This is a genomic window from Monashia sp. HAY1-11D (assembly GCF_056868035.1).
This window is the reverse complement of sequence record NZ_CP200320.1, coordinates 1,829,836-1,848,575: the sequence shown is the minus strand read 5'-3', so window position 1 is coordinate 1,848,575 and position 18,740 is coordinate 1,829,836. Positions and strand designations below refer to the sequence as shown.

17 protein-coding genes are annotated in these 18,740 nt (G+C 72.9%); 10 read left to right on the top strand and 7 right to left on the bottom strand.

Annotated elements, in window-relative coordinates; translation table 11 throughout:
• Positions 1-55: 55 nt before the first annotated feature.
• The 5 genes from AC1VM9_RS08490 (at position 56) to AC1VM9_RS08470 (ending at position 4,934) form a co-directional block, all read left to right on the top strand.
• Positions 56-514 (top strand): ArsI/CadI family heavy metal resistance metalloenzyme, encoded by a 459-nt coding sequence (locus AC1VM9_RS08490; protein WP_481347359.1) that lies wholly within the window; start codon positions 56-58, stop codon positions 512-514.
• Positions 515-922: 408 nt separating this feature from the next.
• The gene (locus tag AC1VM9_RS08485) at positions 923-2,206 is read left to right on the top strand and encodes an HNH endonuclease family protein (protein WP_483122309.1); all 1,284 of its coding nucleotides are present in this window, start codon (positions 923-925) and stop codon (positions 2,204-2,206) included.
• 65 nt (positions 2,207-2,271) lie between these two features.
• The gene (locus AC1VM9_RS08480) at positions 2,272-3,432 is read left to right on the top strand and encodes a DUF4236 domain-containing protein (protein WP_481347357.1); all 1,161 of its coding nucleotides are present in this window, start codon (positions 2,272-2,274) and stop codon (positions 3,430-3,432) included.
• A 162-nt stretch (positions 3,433-3,594) separates the two neighbouring features.
• Positions 3,595-4,110: a hypothetical protein gene (locus tag AC1VM9_RS08475; RefSeq protein ID WP_481340930.1), complete on the top strand. Its 516-nt coding sequence runs from the start codon at positions 3,595-3,597 to the stop codon at positions 4,108-4,110.
• 386 nt (positions 4,111-4,496) lie between these two features.
• Positions 4,497-4,934 (top strand): ribonuclease H family protein, encoded by a 438-nt coding sequence (locus tag AC1VM9_RS08470; protein ID WP_481340931.1) that lies wholly within the window; start codon positions 4,497-4,499, stop codon positions 4,932-4,934.
• Between the two features lie 47 nt (positions 4,935-4,981).
• Here AC1VM9_RS08470 and AC1VM9_RS08465 read toward each other — a convergent pair whose 3' ends face one another.
• The 3 genes from AC1VM9_RS08465 to AC1VM9_RS08455 are packed head-to-tail and all read right to left on the bottom strand — an operon-like array spanning position 4,982 to position 8,609.
• The gene (locus AC1VM9_RS08465) at positions 4,982-5,395 is read right to left on the bottom strand and encodes a VOC family protein (RefSeq protein ID WP_481347444.1); all 414 of its coding nucleotides are present in this window, start codon (positions 5,393-5,395) and stop codon (positions 4,982-4,984) included.
• A 47-nt stretch (positions 5,396-5,442) separates the two neighbouring features.
• Entirely contained in the window at positions 5,443-7,920 is a 2,478-nt protein-coding gene (locus AC1VM9_RS08460; RefSeq protein ID WP_481347443.1) for a zinc metalloprotease, read from the bottom strand.
• An 11-nt stretch (positions 7,921-7,931) separates the two neighbouring features.
• A complete protein-coding gene (locus AC1VM9_RS08455; RefSeq protein ID WP_481347442.1) occupies positions 7,932-8,609 on the bottom strand; it encodes a peptidoglycan-binding protein in 678 nt (225 codons plus the stop codon).
• A gap of 227 nt (positions 8,610-8,836) precedes the next feature.
• Here AC1VM9_RS08455 and AC1VM9_RS08450 point away from each other — a divergent pair, with 227 nt between their 5' ends.
• Complete coding sequence (locus AC1VM9_RS08450; RefSeq protein WP_483122307.1) at positions 8,837-9,352, top strand: nitroreductase family protein; 516 nt, start codon at positions 8,837-8,839, stop codon at positions 9,350-9,352.
• Between the two features lie 85 nt (positions 9,353-9,437).
• A complete protein-coding gene (locus AC1VM9_RS08445; RefSeq protein WP_481340936.1) occupies positions 9,438-10,010 on the top strand; it encodes a DUF6529 family protein in 573 nt (190 codons plus the stop codon).
• Here the strand turns inward: AC1VM9_RS08445 and AC1VM9_RS08440 are convergent.
• Positions 10,007-10,228 (bottom strand): hypothetical protein, encoded by a 222-nt coding sequence (locus AC1VM9_RS08440; protein ID WP_481347404.1) that lies wholly within the window; start codon positions 10,226-10,228, stop codon positions 10,007-10,009. The genes AC1VM9_RS08445 and AC1VM9_RS08440 overlap by 4 nt on opposite strands.
• A gap of 117 nt (positions 10,229-10,345) precedes the next feature.
• Between AC1VM9_RS08440 and AC1VM9_RS08435 the strand changes: the two genes are divergently transcribed.
• Positions 10,346-11,218 (top strand): NmrA/HSCARG family protein, encoded by an 873-nt coding sequence (locus tag AC1VM9_RS08435; RefSeq protein WP_483122305.1) that lies wholly within the window; start codon positions 10,346-10,348, stop codon positions 11,216-11,218.
• A 45-nt stretch (positions 11,219-11,263) separates the two neighbouring features.
• Here the strand turns inward: AC1VM9_RS08435 and AC1VM9_RS08430 are convergent, their stop codons facing one another.
• The 3 genes from AC1VM9_RS08430 to AC1VM9_RS08420 all read right to left on the bottom strand — a co-directional run bounded on the left by AC1VM9_RS08430 (position 11,264) and on the right by AC1VM9_RS08420 (position 15,127).
• Complete coding sequence (locus AC1VM9_RS08430; protein ID WP_481347402.1) at positions 11,264-13,651, bottom strand: molybdopterin-containing oxidoreductase family protein; 2,388 nt, start codon at positions 13,649-13,651, stop codon at positions 11,264-11,266.
• Between the two features lie 70 nt (positions 13,652-13,721).
• Positions 13,722-13,880 (bottom strand): hypothetical protein, encoded by a 159-nt coding sequence (locus AC1VM9_RS08425; protein WP_481342925.1) that lies wholly within the window; start codon positions 13,878-13,880, stop codon positions 13,722-13,724.
• An 89-nt stretch (positions 13,881-13,969) separates the two neighbouring features.
• The gene (locus AC1VM9_RS08420; RefSeq protein ID WP_481346880.1) at positions 13,970-15,127 is read right to left on the bottom strand and encodes a DNA glycosylase AlkZ-like family protein; all 1,158 of its coding nucleotides are present in this window, start codon (positions 15,125-15,127) and stop codon (positions 13,970-13,972) included.
• A gap of 134 nt (positions 15,128-15,261) precedes the next feature.
• On the opposite strand from AC1VM9_RS08420, the gene AC1VM9_RS08415 reads away from it, so the two are divergent.
• Together AC1VM9_RS08415 and AC1VM9_RS08410 are read left to right on the top strand one after the other, a co-directional pair.
• A complete protein-coding gene (locus AC1VM9_RS08415) occupies positions 15,262-16,788 on the top strand; it encodes a hypothetical protein (RefSeq protein WP_481346879.1) in 1,527 nt (508 codons plus the stop codon).
• Positions 16,789-16,993: 205 nt separating this feature from the next.
• Entirely contained in the window at positions 16,994-18,541 is a 1,548-nt protein-coding gene (locus AC1VM9_RS08410) for a hypothetical protein (RefSeq protein WP_481346878.1), read from the top strand.
• Positions 18,542-18,740 lie beyond the last annotated feature (199 nt).

The window sequence follows — 18,740 nt, the reverse complement described above, 5'->3', positions numbered from 1 at the left end:
GGTGCAACCTCGTCGTACACACATCGACAATCATCGATCTCTAGAGGAGCCACCCATGCGTCGCATCCAGCTCGCCCTCAACGTCGAGGACCTGCAGGCCTCGGTCACGTTCTACTCCGCGCTGTTCGGCGCCGAACCGGCCAAGACGCGTCCCGGCTATGCCAACTTCGCCATCACCGAGCCGCCGCTGAAGCTCGTGCTCATCGAGAACCCCGGGCACGGTGGCAGCCTCAACCACCTCGGCGTCGAGGTCGACAGCGCCGCCGCCGTCGACGCGGAGCAGACCCGGCTGGCCACGCACGGCCTGGCCACGCTCGACGAGCGGGGCACGACGTGCTGCTACGCCACGCAGGACAAGTTCTGGGTCGAAGGGACCCCCGACGGCGAGCGATGGGAGGTCTACACGGTGCTGGCCGACTCCGCCTCCTTCGCCGGAGAGGACGCCGACGCCTCCACCTGCTGTGACCGCGAGCCTGTCGCCGGAGCGCTCCCGACCGCGACGACGTGCTGCTAGCGCGACCGGGCTCTGACAGCCGAGAAGTCGCTCTGCCAGCAAGATTCGCGAATCGGGCACGGCCGCAGAACGGGCGGGATACGGTGCCGACGGCGGCGAGCGCCGTCCGCCACGACTCATCCAGGGAACTGCTGACTGCACATGGCTGTTGTGTTCAACCCCCCGCCGGGATGGCCTGCACCCGTCCCCGGTTGGGTGCCGCCGGAGGGGTGGCTGCCCGACCCGTCGTGGCCGCCGGCTCCACAGGGCTGGCAGTTCTGGACGGACGCCGCCGAGGCGCCCTCAGGGTCGCCGACCTCCCCGGCGGCCGCCTCCGGGCCGGCCGCCCTGGGCGGTGACACGTTGTACGGGTCCACGCAGGCCCTGCGTCCACCGTGGCTCGAGCGGGCCGCCCCGGGCGTTTCGCCCGTGCGGTCGAGCGACGCACCACCGTCCCCCGGTACGGCCGGGATCGGGGAGGGGGCCCGCGGGGTCGCCTGGTGGGGCTGGGGTGGCCTCGCGGCCAGCGCCCTGCTCGGGCTCGCCGGCGGACCCGGTAGCGCACTTCTCCTCGCGGGACTCTTCGCGGTCGTCGTGTCCGTGGTGGCGCTGGTCCGCGGACGCGTCCGCTGGGCCCACCTGCCCGGCAGAGCCTCCGGCGTCGCCGCGCTCGTCGGCGCCATCGCAGCCGTGTCCGTCGGCTCGGCCCTGTCCCCGGCCACCGCGACGGTCTCGGCACCACCGGCTGCACACACCGGCACGGCGTCGCCGACCCGGACGCCCGGGCCGTCGCCTTCGACGCCCTCCGAACCCCCGACGACGAGCCCGGCCCCGTCGCCGAGCGCCACGGTCACCACCGAGGCGGACCCCGTGCTGGCCGCCATCCGCGCGGCACGACCGGGGACGGCATTGGCGCTCGTCGCCACGCTGGCGGTGCGGGGCCGCGGCCCGATGACGGGCTACTCGCGGGCCGAGTTCGGGGCCGCCTGGACCGACACCGACCGCAATGGCTGCGACCAGCGCAACGACACCCTGCGCCGCGACCTGCGCGCCGTCACCCTCAAGGCCGGCACGAACGGCTGTGCGGTCATGACCGGCACGCTGAGGGACCCGTACACGGCGACGACGATCTCCTACTCCCGGACGGCCCGCACCTCGGCGGTCCAGATCGACCACGTGGTCGCCCTCGCCGACGCCTGGGCAAAGGGCGCCGCCGCATGGCCCCAGTCCCGACGGACGTCGTTCGCCAACGACACCCTCAACCTCGTGGCGGTGTCCGCCACGGTCAACGCGTCCAAGGGGAGCGGTGACACGGCCACCTGGCTGCCGCCGGCCACGACCTACCGGTGCACCTACGTCGCGCGACAGGTCGCGGTCAAGGCCAGGTACCGGCTGGCGGTGACCTCCGCGGAACGCGCCGCCATGGTCCGGGTGCTGAGCACGTGCCCCGCCACGGCGCCTCCGTCGGTGGCGGTGGCCGCGCTGGGCGGGTTCCCGCTCTACGCCGCCCCCGTCCCCGCTCCGACACCGAAGCCGGCACCCGAGCCGGCACCGAAGCCGGCGCCCGAGCCGGCGAGCCCGACGATGGTCCAAGGGGTCCACCCGGGCGCCTTCTGCTCCCCGGCAGGGGCGATGGGTTACACCACCAAGGGCACGCTGATGCGGTGCACGTTCAAGGCCGGCGACATCCGGGCCCGCTGGCGATCGGCCTGAGCAGAGCCGTGCCAGACATCCACACGCTCCTCCCGAGACGGGTCGCTGCAGGGAAGGACCGGTAGATGGGGTTCGGCGTCTCCTTCAAGATCGCCCCGGGCGTCCGCGTCCGCGCCTCGAGCCGAGGCGTACGCGCCAGCGTCGGGCCGCGCGCCGCGCGGGTACACGTCGGCGCCGGCCGCACCCGCGTCTCGACCGGGGCCGGGCCGGTCACGCTGTCCACCACCCTCGGTGGTGGGCAGCGGCGCACGTCAGCCCACGCATCGTCGCCACGGTCGACCGGCGGCACACGCCGGCCCGCGCAGCCCACCGTCGCGCAGCTGCAGGCGCAGGCTCGCGCTGCGGAGCGAGCGCAGCAGGTTGCCGACGTCGCCGCCCTCGAGCGGTCCCTGACGACCCTGCACGTGGCCGCCTTCGCCGACCCGCAGCGGCAGGTCCTGCCGCTCCCAGCACCACCCGGTCGCCCTGAGGTCGATGCGGTGCGCCGCGAGCTGTACCGGACGGCGACCGCCGGTGTGCCCGTGTGGAGTCGGGCCCCGCGGAAGCAGGCCAGGACGTGGGCCGGGCAGCAAGCGCCCGTCGAGGCCTGGCGACGGCACACCGGCGAGCTGGTCAGCGTGCAGTGGGACCAGTCCCAGCTCGACCAGGACCGGGAGGCGTTGCGCGACCACGACCCGCTCACGGTGATCTCGGCCGTCGATGACGCGTTCGCCGACAACGCCAGCGACTCCACGTGCGTCGACGCCGGCACCGTCCCCGACACGGGCGCCCGTTACGTCACCGCCGTCGTCACCTACGGCGGCATCGACCTCGTGCCGGAGCACCGGGCGGACCGCACACCGGGCGGCAAGCCGACCCTGCGCAAGCGGTCCAAGACGGACCGCAACGCCCTGTACGCGACCTCCGTGGCCTCGACCGTCCTGGCGACCGCCAAGGAGGCCCTCGCCGTGGCCGTGGCCGCCACCGAGGTCCGGGTGCTCGTCGTGCGCCCGGGCGGCACCGGCGATGTCGAGCCCATCTATGCCGGTACGTTGCGCCGCGACGCCCTCGCCCACCTCGACTGGCCCAGCCTCGACCCGCTGAGGGTGGCCATGGCTGCCGAGGGCGCGGAGATGCGCCTCAAGGGCAGCACTCGGGAGGTCGTCGCGCTGGCGGTGGACCCGGGCTCACCGGCGGCAACCCTCCTCGAGGCGTGGTCCCGGCCCGTTGACGAGATGGACGTCTGAGCCGCCCTGAAGCCCGGCGCCTCAACCTCCCCCGAAGGGCCGCCGAGACGACTCCCTCCGGTGGGGCTCACGACGGACAGGCGCGCCGACCGGGGTGGATCCGCGTTCCGGGCGTCGAGTCCGGGTGCACTATGGACCTACTCCGGAGCGACTGGGGGTTCGATGTCCGGCATCACCGAGAGTCTGCAGCGGTCGGTCAACACGCGCCAGGACGAGCTGGGCCTTCTCGTCGAACGGATCCCGGCGCATTCCCGCTCGCTCCGGCGCCGTTCGGAGATCGCGCGGGTGGTCGTCATCCTCGCGGGCGCGCTCGTCGCGGCGCGCGAGAGCATCGTCGGCGGCGCGACCGACTCGCGGGTGATCGTGCTCGTCTTCAGTGCGCTCGGCATCGTCATCGCGGCGATCACCGGCATGGAGTCGTACTTCAAGTGGGAGGGACGGGCGTCCGAGCTGCGCACGCTCGGCGCCTCGGCGCGGTCGACGCTTCGATCGGTCGACTCCCAGTGGCAGCTCAAGGTCCGCACCGCCCAGACCGAGCAGGAACGAGTCAACGCCCTGACGACCATCATCACCTTGTTGGACAGCGAGCTCGAGCGAATCCGGGACTCGGCCGCCAGGCTCAACATCAGCCTCGAGACGCCGGAGGACACGCCGCCACGCGAGCTGTATCCCGCCTAGACGACGAGATGCTTCGTGCCCGCCGCACGGCAGCCGCGAGGCTGGCCCGTACGAGAGTGGGCCCGTCTTCGGTGTCCGCCGGGATGACTGCGCTCGGACGCGCACGTGGTGGTCGAACCGTGTCGCACCCCGTGCGGGTGCGGCCACAGGTCGACCGGGCTGAGAGGAGAACGGTGCTCGCCAAGTTTCCGGGACACTGCACCGCATGCCAGGGACCGGTTCGGCCCGGTGACGAGATCGTCTCCGGGGGCGGCCGCAACGCCGCGTGGGTGCACGCAGACTGCAGGGCCGAGCTCGCTCTCCCGGGTGTGACCTCGTCGCGGCGGGCGCGGTCCGGCGCGGCGTGCAGCACGACCACGGGCAGAGCCCGGACACCGAAAGCGCCGATGGCTGCTCCTGAGGGAGCGAGGTTCGTCTACACCGACGGCGCGTGCTCGGGAAACCCCGGGCCGGGCGGGTGGGCCTGGGCGATCGACCGTGACGTCTTCGCGTCGGGCTCCGAACGACCGAGCACGAACCAGCGGATGGAGATCCGCGCCGCGCTCGAAGCCGTCACCGCCCTCAGCGGACCCCTGGTCGTCGTCAGCGACTCGACCTATGTCGTGAACTGCTTCCGCGACGCGTGGTGGGACGGATGGCTCACGCGCGACTGGACCACTTCGCAGAAGAAGCCGGTCGCCAACCGTGACCTGTGGGAGCCGCTGGTGATGGCCGTCCGGGAGCGCGGCGACGTGGCCTTCCAGTGGGTCAAGGGTCACTCCGGCCACGAGATGAACGACCTCGTCGACGAGCTCGCTGTGGCGGCCAGTCGCAACCTCGACTAGCACCGCCGGTTGCGGACGTCGCGGATGCAGGTGTGGAACGGCCGCACCTAGCCCGGGAGGTCGGACTCGCTCATGCCCTCGGCGTGACCGGGGGGCCATTGCACCAGCTCGATGCGGTAGCCGTCGGGGTCGGTGACCCAGGACGTCCAGAACACCTCCGAGCCATCGGGCGAGCTGGGCGGTTCGGCGGTCACTCCCCTGGCGGCGAGGCCATCGACGGTCGCGGTCATGGACTCGACCTGGATGACGAGGTGGTGGAGACCCTGGGGATCGACCCGGCCCCTGTCGGGACTGTGGACGAGCTCGAGGGTCACGAACTCGTCACCGGGGAGCTTGAGCATCGTCAGGCTGCCGAACTGCGTCTGCGGCACGGTGCCGAGCACGGTGTAGCCCAGGGCGGTGTAGAACGCGAGCGAACGCTCCAGGTCCGCGACCTGAAGCCCGACGTGCAGTGTTCTCATGGGCCGGTCCTGTCCATCGCCGGTGGCGCCAACGGGGAGATCGCCTGTCAGGGGCTGGTCGTCGCCGTGGCCGGCGTCGTGCTGGTTGTCGGCGCGGGGACGCTGGTGCTGGTCGTCGCGGTCGTGCTCCCGGCGGCCTGCGCGCTGCTCGAGCCGGACGTGGCGGTCGGAACGGGCGCCGTGCTGGTGGGTGCAGGCTCCGAGGTGGGCGTTGTCGTGCTGAGGCTCGGTGGGGCGCTGGTGGCCGAGGGGGACGCGGGCGTGGTCAGAGGTGTCGTCGCCGGAGGCGTGCTGGACGTCGGGGACGAGGTCGCCGTGGTGGGCGTCTGGCTGGGGCTGCCCTGCGTGCCGATGAGCGTCTGGATCTGGCTCTGGAACTCGAGCAGCCGGGCCCTGACCTGGTCGAGGGGCAGGCCCTGGATGGTCGCAGCGAACGCGGTGATCTGCGTCCAGAGCGCGTCGAGGCGTTGTCGCGTCTCAGGGGAGAGCTGGGCCGGCACGGTGAGGACCAGCTGCTGGGCCAGGGCGTAGGTCAGGCACTGGACGCAGGAGTAGTTCACGGCACCGGCGACGTTCTGGGGGATGGCGATGTTGGCGCTGCCGGTGATGAGGACGACCTGGAAGGCCACTGCCACAGTGGTGCACCCGGTGCAGCTGGCGAAGGCGTAGGCCTCGTTCGCGTTGGTGACGCTGGTGCCGTCGGCCCAGACGAGGGCGAAGGCGACGTCGTACAGGGTGGACCCGTCCCTGGTGTTGACGGCGAGTGCCTGGTTGTCGCCGGGGCCCGGGGCGGCCGGCCGGTTGAACGGGAAGACCCAGGCCGGCTGTGCGGAAGCGCCCGCGGTGGTCTGGGTGGTCTGGCCGTTCTGGTTGTCCTGCCTCGGGATGAGGACGAGGGCCAGCTGGGGGTGCTCCCGCGTCGGGGGCGTGGAGGTCGAGGCCCACACCGAGGGTTGCGACTCGATGATCTGGCCGTCCTGCAGGCTCGGCGTGCCCGTGATCGCGTACCCCGCAGATGCCACGGCCTGGGTGAGGGTGCCTCGTTCGAAGGGCTGGACGGGCCGGTAGCGGTTGGCGTCGGGCCACCATGCGTACCCGAGGCCGGCGACCACGGCCGCTGCGACGACACCCGCGACGACGCGACGCCCGGGGTGGCCCGCGGTGCGGCGCCAGACCGTGGCACTCGTGGTGCGCACCAGGCGGGCGAGCAGGAGCAGGGAGCCGAGGACCGGCAGGGCGATGGCCACGACGGCCAGGACCCGGACGGTCACCCCGAGGGCGTCACCTCCCGCCCAGTCGACGGCAAGCGCGTGGGACTGCCGGCCCAGGGCGGCCCAGGCGGTGCCGAGCACCCGGGGGAGCGCCAGCACCATCATGACGAGCGTGAACGCCAGCAGCGGCACGATGCACAGCACCCAGGCGGTGACGACGACCCGTGGGCCCCGCCTGAGCGCGGCCACACGGGGGTCGGTCCGGCGTCCGGGCCACAGGCTGAGCAGGATCGGTCCGATGCGCGCGTAGAGGTCCGGGACACCGGTCAGGTCTGCCAGGACGTGGTAGCCGTCGAAACGCACCATCGGAGCCAGCTGGCGGACCATCTGGAGCAGCTGTGCCGCAAGGATGAGCAGGATCGCGTCCCACCCCGTGCCGGCCCAGACGACGAACATCGCCACGCTCACGATGGCGTTGAAGTAGAGCCCGCCGAGGTCGACCCGCAGTCGCCCGGCCCGGCCGAGGCGGTAGCTGTCGGTGACATCGGTGTAGAACGCGGGCCACACCAGGTAGAGACCGGTGCCCATCGCACCCGGCGTCGCGCCCCCGTACCGGCAGGCGGCGGCGTGTCCGAACTCGTGGAAGCCGGCGGACAGGATGGTGATCGCGAAGACGACCACGAGCAGCAGGGGCTGGTCGAAGGCTTGGTGGGTGGCCGAGGCAAGCCCCTTGGTGAACAGCACCCACGCCGAGATCACGGCGAAGGCGAGGACCACCGGCACGACGACCACCGGTGCGAACAGCACCGCGAAGGGCGTCGTCAGCCGTCGCGTCACGCGCGGGTCGGAGACGACCCACCGGAGGCGCAGGGCCAGCAACGGGTTCGACCGGTGCGCCGGCGGTTCGGAGCCGTCGGCGCCCCGAACGAGGCCGAGCGGCCGTAGCTGGGAGACGACCAGGCCCCGCACGTCGGTGGCACCGACCCGACGGCCGTACTCGGTGCTGACCGCCTCGGCGACCTGCGCGAACGTGCGCCGACCGTCGATCGTCTTGAGCACCAGGTACAGCAGCGGTGTCAGCTGGACGGTCTGGCCACCCCGGCGGCGCACGAGCGAGGGCGCGGTGCGATAGCCCGAGCCCGTCAGCTCACCGAGCAGCTCGATGCCCTCGGCCCGGTGCGGGCGCTCGTCCACGGATGCGGGGGCAGCCGAGTCGATGGCACCGGGGGAGATGGTCCTCGACGCGGGGGTGCCGGCAGCAGACGCCGTGGCGTCGTGCGCCGGCACCCCGCGCGGCGACGAGGTGAGGCTCACGAGGGACCTGGCTACTGCTTGATCGACGAGGTCTGGTCAGCCGTGGCCTGCGCGGTGCCGTCCAGGTGCTGGGTGATGGTGCCGCTCTGGTCGGCGACCGAGACGGCCTGCGAGTCCACCGAGCCGATGTTGGCCGACACGGACGCGTCGATCGGCGCAGCGACGTTGGCGTTGGCCGCCACGGCGCCGTCGAGCGGAGCGGTGAGCTTGGCGTCTGCGGCGGCGTTCACGTCGATGTTGAGCAGGTTGCCACTGAGCACCGAGGACGGCGTCGTGTCCGCCGTGGTGCCCGTGGTGCCCGTGGTGCCCGTGGTCGTGCCGGCGTCCGGCGTCGTGCTCGGGGCGGGCGCCGTCGACGTGTCGGGCGTGGTCTGCTGGATGTCGCTGTGCTGCGGTGCGTCCGCGATCGCCGACCCGGTCAGGCCCTGGTCGATGGTGACCGCCTGGTGCGCCAGGGCGGCGTCCGTGGAGCCGACCGACAGGACGTTGGCGCCGACGGCACCCGCGATCGGCGCGGCGACGTTGGCGTTGGCCGCCACGGCCAGGTCGATCGGCGCCGCCACGTCCAGCGCCAGGTTGAGGTCGGCGTTGAGGTCGAGCAGCGACATGACCTCCTTGTCAGGCAACGCCGCACCCGTCTCCGCGGCAAGCTCTTCCTTCGAGACGGGGGGCAGATCCGAATCGCTCATCAGGTGCTCCATCCCGGCGCCCTCCGGCGCCCTTGCTCTGGTTGAGGCCCGTCCTGCGAAGCAGCCGGCCCGTCCGGACGCCGCGTGCGTGTCCGGACGCTGGTGCGGGCCTCGCAGAAGGTCACTGTTGGCCTTACCCCGAAAAGCGCGTCGGTCCACGTCCGTCTTTTCGTGACGACCACGAACCGAGGTGGCGACACCCGGCACCGGAGGCGCACGATGTGACCGTGGAGACGTGGGACGCCCTGCGGGCGCGGCGGAACGTACGGCAGTTCACCGAGCAGCGCGTTCCCGACGAGGCGCTCGACCGCATCCTCGATGCTGGGCGACGCGCCCCGTCGGCGGGCAACTGGCAGCCGTGGGACTTCGTGCTCGTCACCGACAGGGCGCAGCTCGTCGAGCTGGCGAAGGTCTGGCAGGGCGCCAGGCACGTCGCCGGTGCGGCGGCCGCGATCGCGATCGTCGCGCCGGAGCCGCAGGACGACCGACAGTCGGCCCTGCTCCAGTACGACCTCGGCCAGGCCACGTATGCGATGGCCGTCGCCGCGGCCGACCTGGGCGTCGGCACGGGCCATGCTGCCGCCGTCGACCAGGACCAGGCCAGGGCCGTCCTCGGCTTTCCCGACGGGCGGTTCCTCGCCTACCTGCTGGCCGTCGGCTACCCGTCGGACAAGCCGTTGGCCGTCATCGAACGGCCGGACCGGCGTCCCTTCGACGAGGTGGTGCACCGCGGCGGCTGGTGACCGGTCCGACGCCACACGCGGGTCGTCGGGCGGGCGTTCCGGCGTTCCGCTCCCGCACGAGCCGGCGCAGGAGCATCCTGACGCCATGGCAGACACCACGCCGTCGAGGAGCACCGCCGTCCCCCTGGCCGGGTTCGCCACCGGGGCCGTCGTTGCCCTGCTCGTCGGGGTGTTCGGCAAGGTGCACGACCCGACCCTCGCCGGCACGACGACGTTCGGCTTCCGAACGGTCGTCGACATGAAGGTCGTGCTGTCCGTGGTCATCGGGGTGCTCGCCGTGCTCCAGCTCGTCGGAGCGCTCTGGATGTACGGCCGGCTCGGCGTCCGGGCGCCTTCCTGGCTCGGAACGGCACACCGGGTCTCGGGCGCGGTTGCCGTCGTGCTCATCGTCGTCGTGGCCTACCACTGTCTGTGGGCGCTGGGCCTGGAGACCGGGACCTTCGCGAGCGGAGAGCCCGTGCCGATGCGGACGCTCGTGCACGGCGTGCTCGGCTGCGTCGTCATCGGGGCGCTGGTGGTCAAGGCGGTGGCGGTTCGCTCGAAGCGCGCACCCGGGTGGTTCCTGCCCGTGGCCGGCGGCCTGCTCTTCGCGCTCCTCGTCGTCGTCGTGCTGACGTCGGCCGCCTGGTACATCGCTGCGCGGGGCTGGCCCGCCTAGAGCTTGGTCATCTTGCGGAAGGGCGTCTTGATCCGGATCGTCCGGCTGCCGAAGACGACGGTCGCCCCGCCGGCGTCGATGCTCACGACCCGACCCAACCCGTAGGAGTCGTGCGAGACCCGGTCGTCGAGACCGAACTCCTCGACCGTCGGCTCCGGGTCAGGCTGGAAGGGGCTGCTGGCGTGACGGGGACGCGGGTGTGCAGGTGAGGGTGTCATTGCCCCCAGTATGCGCGCCGGATGCCGGGGCCGGAACTCCCGGAGGCCGCCGTTCCGGGGCCCGCGGGCGGGCGGTTCCGCGGCACACTGGAGCCAACGGTGCAGGGAGGAGGGACCATGGCGCGCGACGAGCAGGTCATCGTCGTCACGGGGGCAACGGGTCGGCAGGGCGGGGCCGTCGCGCGTCGGCTCCTCTCCGAGAGGTGGCGGGTACGGGGCATCACCCGGTCACCGGACTCGGCTGCCGCGCGCGAGCTGGCCGGCCTCGGCGTGGACGTGGTCGGCGCCGACCTGTCCGACCCCGACGCCGTCCGCCGCGCCTGCACCGGCGTCCACGGCGTCTTCAGCGTGCAGAACCCCATGATCAGCGGCGCGGACGGCGAGGCCGCCCAGGGCAGGAACGTCGTCGACGCGGCCGTGGCCGGCGGGGTGTCCCACCTCGTCTACGGTTCGGCCGGCCCCGGGACGCCGGGCAGCGGCGTCGCGGCGTGGGACGTGAAGCTCGAGGTGGCCGGCTACGCCCGCAGCCAGGGACTGCCGCTGACGGTGCTGCGACCCATGGCGTTCATGGAGCTGATGACCGACCGGGACCTCTACCCGCCCGTGGCGGCGTGGCAGCTGATGCCACGGCTGGTCGGTGAGGACCGCCCGATCCCGTGGCTGTCGGCGCAGGACGTGGGTGCCATCGCGGCGCGGACGTTCGCCGACCCGGCCACGTACGTCGGCGCAGACCTTCCGCTGGCCGGGGACATCCGAACACTGGCCGAGTGCCGCGCGCTCTGGCGTCGGGTGACCGGTCGGAACCCCCGGCGAGTACCGATGCCGGTGTGGCTGTTCCAGCGGTTCGTCGGCCCTGACCTGACCCGGATGTGGCGATGGCTGGCGACGAACGAGGTGCACGTCGACCCGGCGGACACCCGGACCCTCCATCCCGAGGTGGCCACCGTGGAGGAGTTCGTCCGACGACGGAGGCAACGCCCCGACGGGTGACCGGCCGGCGGGCAGCGCCCGCCGCAGTGTCGGGGCGGTTCGGTCTCAGGAAGGCTCGAGCGGCGAGGCGGGCGCGAGGTCGCAGAGGGACGCGCGCAGCGGCGAGCTGCCGCTGACGGGGTCGCTGGGCGACTGCCGCAGGACCAGGTTGAGGTTGACGCCGCCCATCTCGAAGGGGTCGGCGTGCGGCAGGTCGAGGGCGTCGCACCCCTGTGACCAGCCGTGCTGGGCGCACACCACTCCGGGGTCGAGGCCGGCGTTGAGCCTGGCTCGGGCCGTGACCGTCCCGTTCGGCGTGGTGATGCGCACCCAGTCGCCGGCCTCGATGCCGCGGGCCGCGGCGGTGTCGGGGTGCACCTCGACCTGCGGGTCGGGAGCGGCCCGACGCAGCTCGGCGATCTGGCGGTGCTGGGACTCGCAGTAGCGCAGGGACTTCGCGTTGGTGAGGACCAGGGGGTACGTGGCCGTGAGGTCCGGTCGGGACCGAGGACTGAGCGGAGGTTCGACGAACGTGGGCAGCGCCGGTTGGCCGTGCTGCGCCAGGCTCTGCGAGTACAGCTCCACCAGACCCGTCGGCGTCCGGAAGCCGTGGGCTTCGTGCTTGCGGTATGCGGTCGGCAGGTCCAGGGTGATGCCCCGGGGCTGGGCGCGCAGGGCCTCGAGCGTGATGCCGCTGGGGGCGAGCTGGTGTCGCCAGGCGGCCTCGAGGTCGCCGCCCCAGAAGTGCTCACCCAGGCCGAGGCGGTCGGCGAGGGCGAAGACGATCTGCAGGTCCGACCGCGCCTCGCCCCGTGGCGCGACGACGGGGCGCCGCAGCTGGACGTGCGACTGGGCGCGCTGGCTGACCTCGAAACCGACCCGCAGTGCCTCGGACTCGAAGGGGCTTGCCACGGGCAGGACGATGTCGGCCAGGTCGGCGGTGGGGCCGGGGAAGAGGTCGGCGTGCACGAAGAAGTCCAGTGATGCCAGGGCCCCCCGCACCCGGCCGCTGTCCCCGTGTGCCATGACGAGGTTGGCGCCGAAGTTGACCAGGGCCCTCGCCCGGTAGGGCCGGTGCTCCAGGGCTGCGGTGTAGAAGTCCTCGCCGGTGACGAACTCGAACCGCGCGGGGCCGAGCGGCCGGTGGTCCAGCCCGATGGCCCGGGCACGCTGCTCCGTGCCGAGCAGCTCGGGCCCGTCGACGGGGTTGGTCGGCACCGGCGTGAACAGCACGTTGCCACCGGGGGCGTCGAGGCACCCGGTCAGCGCGTAGAGGACGTTGATGCCGCGGATCATCTGCGTGGTGTTGGCGTGCTGCTCGACGCCGCTCCAGCTGTAGAACGCCACGGGGCGCGAGCTCCACAACGTGCGGGCGGTGGCCACGACGGCATCGGCGGACACACCGGTCACCGCCTCGGTCGCCTCCGGCGTCATCGCCTCACAGTGCACGCGCAGGTGCTCGAGAACCGGACGGCAGGGGACCGGCCCGTCGACCGTGTCGACCTCGACGGTGCCTGCCAGGGCGAGCCGTGACACCTCGGTCCCGTACGCCCGCAAGGTCGGGTCGTAGACGACGGGTCCGGAGCCCGAGCGGTCCCAGGCCACGAACCCGGCCCCGCCGGTCGGACGGGCCAGCTCGTCGGCGACGAGCAGCCGACCGGTGTCGAGGCGGACCAGCAGCGGAGCGTTGGTCCACTGACGCACGAACTCCTCGTCGTACCAGCCCTGCTCGAGCATGACGTGGGTCAACCCGAGCGCGAGCGCCGCATCGGTGCCGGGCCGGACCTGGAGCCAGTGCTCCGCCTTGCTGGCGAGCCCCGTGCGCCGCGGGTCCACGACGACGAGCCGGGCGCCACGGTTCACCGCGTCGACGGTCGCCGTGGCGTGCACGAGGCGGGAGACCGACGGGTTGTAGCCCCAGAAGAGGATGCAGCCGGCGTCGTCGAGGTCGGGCATGAACGCCCCGGGGACCGGTGCGCCGAAGGTGTAGGTCGATGCCAGGAACCGGCCCCAGCCGCACAGTTCCATCGAGCAGACGAAGTTCGGGGTGCCGAAGGCCCGGCGCAGCCGCGTGACCCAGTCCACCGAGTCGCTGAGGGCCGACGTGGACGGCGAGGCCGACCCGAACACCACCGCCTCCGGGCCGCTCTCCGCGGCGATCGTCCCCAGCCTGTCGGCGATCGCTCCCAGCGCCTCGTCCCAGCTGATCTGCTCCCACCCCGGGTCCGTCGCTCCCTTGGGACGGGTCCGACGAAGCGGATGGAGCAGCCGGTCGGGATGCTCGAGGATGTGGGGCGCGGCCTTGCCCTTCACGCAGACCGCCCGACCGGTGGGATGAGCCGGGTCGGGCCCGATCGCGGTGAGCCGACCGTCGACGACGGTGGCCGTCGCGCCGCAGCGTGAGACGCACATCGGACAGAAGGTGGCCACCTGGTCGGCACGCTCGGCGGGCATGGCGCCTCCAACGACAATCGCCGCGATCCCCGTCTCGCAGTCTAGGCGCGAGCGAGGGGAAGGTCAGGGTTCACGGCGACGAGCTCGCGTGGCCCTCCGGGTCCTCCTCCGGCTCGAAGGTGCTGCCTTCACCCTCGGTGCGACCGATCTCGACGCCGGCGGCCTCCTGCTCCGGAGCCTCCTCGCGCTCGGTCTGCTCGACGTCGGGGTCGTTCGGGGTGGCGCTCATGGGTCGTCTCCTGGGCTGGGCAACGGTGTGTCCTCCACGATGCGCGGACCCCCGGCAACCTGCAACCCACGGTCCGACGGGCCCGGTCGTCACCGCATCCGGCCGCGCGGGACGGGCGCGTCGGGAGCGGGCGACGCGACGACCCTCACCTCCAGGTCCGTGCCGAGGACGCCGGCAAGCCGGGCGGCCCCCTGCTCGAGACGCGCCCGGGACGGCCGCCGCTCGCCGGGCCAGGTGACGACGAGCGCGTCGCCCTTGCGGCTCCACGTCCCGCTCACGACACCACCGACGACCACGGGGTTCGCCTTGCGCGTCATGGCGTCCCGCAGATGCGGCGGCGTGACCCGGACGTCCCCGGTGCCGGGACCCATCACCCACTGGTCATGGCCCGGCAGGAACCGCACCGCCTCCGAAGGCCGCGCGGCTGCCAACGAGCCGAGGTCCTCGCGCACGACGTACGCGGGCGTGCCCTCGACGTCGACGGGGACCAGCCGGTCGCCGAGACCTGCGATCCACCGGTCGAGCCGCCTGCGGCCCGCACTCAGGCCGTTGCCGAGCCAGTAGTGGACGTGGTCGAGGGTCGCCGGGCCGTACGTCTGCAGGTATGCGATGACCGCGCGTGGGCCTGCGTCGTCGAGGTCCGGCAGGCCTCCCCACCGAGGGTTGGTGTCGAGGCGCTGGAAGGTGTGCTGTCCGTCGCGGGGTGGGCCGAAGCTCATGTCGCCCTGCCAGGTCAGCGGCTTGACCAGCGTGCCGGCACCCTCCTCGAAAACCTCCTTCAGGTGCCGGTACGCGGGGCGTCGGGTCAGCGCCGCCCCGAGCTCGGCGATGGTCAGCGGGCCGTCGCTCAGCGCCTCCCGCACCGCCGCCCGGAAGGCCGGCCAGTCCGACGGCTCGAGCCGGTAGTACTCCACCCAGCTCGGCAGCTCCCACTGCCGCCCGGCCGACCGGAGCGCGAGGTAGATGCCGCCCTCCTCGGTCGAGAGGTAGTGCATCGACCCGCGGAACGCGAACGCCTTGATCACCGACCCCTCCGCCACGGCCTTCGCCAGGTCGCCCGGACGCGCCCTGGTGCTGCGGGTGCCGACGGCGACGTCGGCGAGCGCCTCGTCCATCGACAGCACCGCGCCGAGCCGGCGCACGACGTCAGCCGCCGACGCGGGTCCGACCGGGTCCAGCAGGTGCCGCTCCAGCCGCCACCCCAGCGCCTGCGCCCACGTCACCCTCGCCTCTGCCGCGGTGCCCATGTCCGCATCGTCGCACCGGTTCCGGACGGAAGACGCCCGCTGGACGCGTCACCTTCCGCGTCCCGGGTGGCGGCGCCGCGTCCGTGTCCCGGCGCGGTTCGTGGGATCCTCGCGTGCATGGGCGGGCCGACAGGATGACGACGCAGACCATCGCTCCGACCGACACCGGCTGGCCGTCCCGCATCCGCACCACCGCCTCGCGTCGTCGCGTGCTCGTGCCGGTGACCGTGGCGGTCGCGTTCCTGCTGACCCGGGGCATCGCGCAGGCGGTCACGCCGTTCATCCGCCAGGACGACTGGACGTTCCTGCTCCCCGACAACACCACGGACGTCGTCCCGCCGTCGTACTACAACATCAGCGAGGGTCGCTGGCTCAACACCGCGTGGTGGTGGCTCGTCGGCCAGCATGGCACCCCCACGACCGCAGCGCTCACCTATGCCATCGGCTACGCGGTCGTCGTCGCCGGCATGTGGCGGCTGCTGCACCTCACCGGAGTCCGCCCCGGCCTCGCCGTCGACGCGCTGCTCGGCCTCGCCCTGTTCGCGTCGAGCGTCTGGGTGCAGCTGCTCTACTGGCCGGGCGCCCTGACGCCCTCGATCATCGTCGGGGCCGGCGGGTTGTGGCTGCTGCCGTGGGCCGCCCGCTCACGCCGCCGGCTCGGCCTCTGGCTCCTGCTCAGCGGCATCGCCGCCGTCCTCACCTACCCGCCGATCGGCGTCCTGCTGCTCGTGTTCGCCGTCCTCGTCCAGCGCGACGCCCCGTGGGGCCGAGTGCTCGGCGTCGTCGGGGCGTGGATCGCGTCGTTCGGTGTTGGCGTCCTCACCACCTACACGCTCAACTGGGTGGTCAACCAGCACTTCGGCCTGCGTCTGGCCGCATGGCGCCACGAGAACCCGCTCACCTCCGTCGATGCCCTCCTCGACAACACCGGTCGCTGGATCGGGACGCTCGGGCTGCTCTGGTCCGCCCAGTGGTGGGTCGCCCTCGTCGGCCTCGCCGCCATCGCCGTCGGCTGGCGCGAGGTTGCCGTGCGCAGACGCCTCCAGCGCCTGCTCGTCGCCTTCGCCGTCGCGGTCGGCATCGACGCCGCGCAGACGATCGGCACCGGCGTCGTCACGGAGGGGCGCGGCCAGCTGTGGACGTGGCTGTTCGGGGTGCTGCCTGTCGCTCTCCTGCTCGTCACGCCTCGGCCGGCGACACATGCCGCTGCCACCCCTGCCATCACTGGCACCACGGCCGCCGCCGGCCGGCTCACCGACCACGTCGCGACCCTGTTGCTCGCCATCCTCGCCGTCTGCGGCGTGCTCGCCTGGCGCGCCGACATCGGTGAGCACCAGGCCACCCGGATGACCTTCTCGGCCGTCGCCGAACAGGCCGCCGAACAGACCGCCGAGCAGGAGCAGGAGGGCCCGGCGACGGTCGTGCTCTACCAGGACCCGGTCGTCGCCGACTCCCGCAACGGCCGGCTCACCCTCAGCACCTTCACGATGGCGCTGCGCGTCGAGCAGGGGATCATGCCCCGGCCGTGCCGCGGCGACGAGTGCACGCGGCTCGCCACGCAGCCACCCGGGTCGGTCGTCCCCCTCCCGGGGTCCGACGGTGCGCCCGCCGTCGTCGGCGTCGTCGGCGTCGTCGTGCCGACGCCACCCGCGTGGCTGTGAGCGTCCACGGCACGAGCGCGCCCAGCAGCGCCAGGACACCACGCCTCCGTCCGCTCGTCAGGTCCGCTTGCTGCGCCTCCTGCCGGGCGGCCTGAACCGGTCCTCGTGGGCGCAAGCAGGTGGTTCCGGCGGACTCTGGGTACGTGAGGTGGCAGGTCACGGGACCGACCCCCGTGGCAACCGGACTCCCGGGAGCGGCCCGACCATGACGACGCAGACCCTCGCCCCCGCCGTCAGGCGGGGGCGCGTCCTGAGCCGGCCACCGAGGCGTCGCGCCCTCGTCCCGGTGACGATCGCCGTCGCGTTCCTGCTCACGCGGGGTGTGGCCCAGGCGGTCACCCCGTTCATCCGCCAGGACGACTGGACCTTCCTGCTGCCGGACCACTCGCCCGGTGCCGTCCCGCCGTCCTACTACAACATCAGCGAGGGCCGCTGGCTCAACACCGGGTGGTGGTGGCTCGTCGGCCAGCACGGCACGCCCACGACCGCGGCGCTCACCTACGCCGTCGGGTACGCCCTCTTCGTCGCGGGCGCCTGGCGGGTGCTCCACCTCTCCGGCGTGCGGCCCCGCCCCGTGGTCGACATGCTCCTCGGCCTCACCCTGTTCGCCTCGGTCGTCTGGGTGCAGCTGCTCTACTGGCCCGGGGCACTGACACCGTCGGTCATCGTCGGCGCCGCGTCGGTCTGGCTGCTGCCCGGGGCAGCGACCTCCCGCCTCCGCCTCGGGCTCTGGCTCGTCCTGAGCGAGGTCGCGGCCGTCCTCACCTACCCGCCGATCGGAGTCGTCCTCCTCGTCCTCGCCGTCGTGCTCCTGCGCGCCGCGGCCTGGCACCGCGTCCTCGCGGTGGCCTGTGCATGGGTGGGGTCGTTCGCCCTGGGCATCGCCGTCGCGTACACGCTCAACTGGGTCGTCAACCAGCACTTCGGCCTCGAGCTCGCCGCCTGGCGAAAGCCCAACCCGCTGACCTCGCTCGACGCCTTCGGCGAGAACACGCGACGCTGGCTGGACGCCGCCGGTGCTCTCTGGTCCGCCCAGTGGTGGGTCGCGCTCGTGGGCCTCGTCGCCGGCGTCGTCGGCTGGCGCGACGCCCGCATCCGGCCGCGCCTGCAGCGCCTCCTCATCCCCTTCGCGGTCGCGTCGGGCATCGACGCCGCACAGACGCTCGCGACCGGCACCGTCACCGAGGCGCGCGGCCAGCTGTGGACGTGGCTGGTCGCGGTGCTGCCCGTCGCCCTTCTGCTCGCCGGCCGGGACCGACCCGGTCGCGACCGAACCCGAGGGGAAGGACCCCGCGGCGACCGAGCCCGAGACGACAGACCGGACCGACGCGTCCGACGTGTCCCACGTGTCCGGCCCCTCGAGCTCGTGGCGACCGTCCTGCTCGCGTTCCTCGCCGTCGCCGGCGTGCTCGCGTGGCGCGGGGACATCGGCGCGCACCAGGCGACGCGCCAGCAGTACGCCGCCATCGCCGAGCGGGCCACCCACCACGAGCCCGGGGCCGTGGCGCCGACGGTGGTCGTCTACCAGGACCCGGACGTCAAGGACTCCCGCGACGGGCGGCTCATGGCCAGCACCATGTTCATGGCGGTGCGCCAGGACCAGGGCGGCCTCCTGCCACGGTGGTGCAGTGGTCCCGAGTGCGCCGACCTCGTCGGATACGCACCCGGATCGGTCGTCCGCCTCGTCGACGACTTCGGGCAGCCCACCGACGTCGTCGGTGTCGTCGTGCCGACGCCGCCCGGCTGGCTGTGAAGCACCGACGGTCCGGGGGAAGCGACTACGGTCGCAAGGCGATTCACCCCCTTTGTCGCAGCAGGGCACCCAGCGCGCCCACAGCCGCTCGTCAGCGACGCCACAGACGACTCACGGGGTGACGGCGTCCGCGGGGAGGCTGCTGCGAAGTCCCTGCGGGTTCGCCGGAGACCCCGTCCGTGGCCACCGTCCGCGCCTA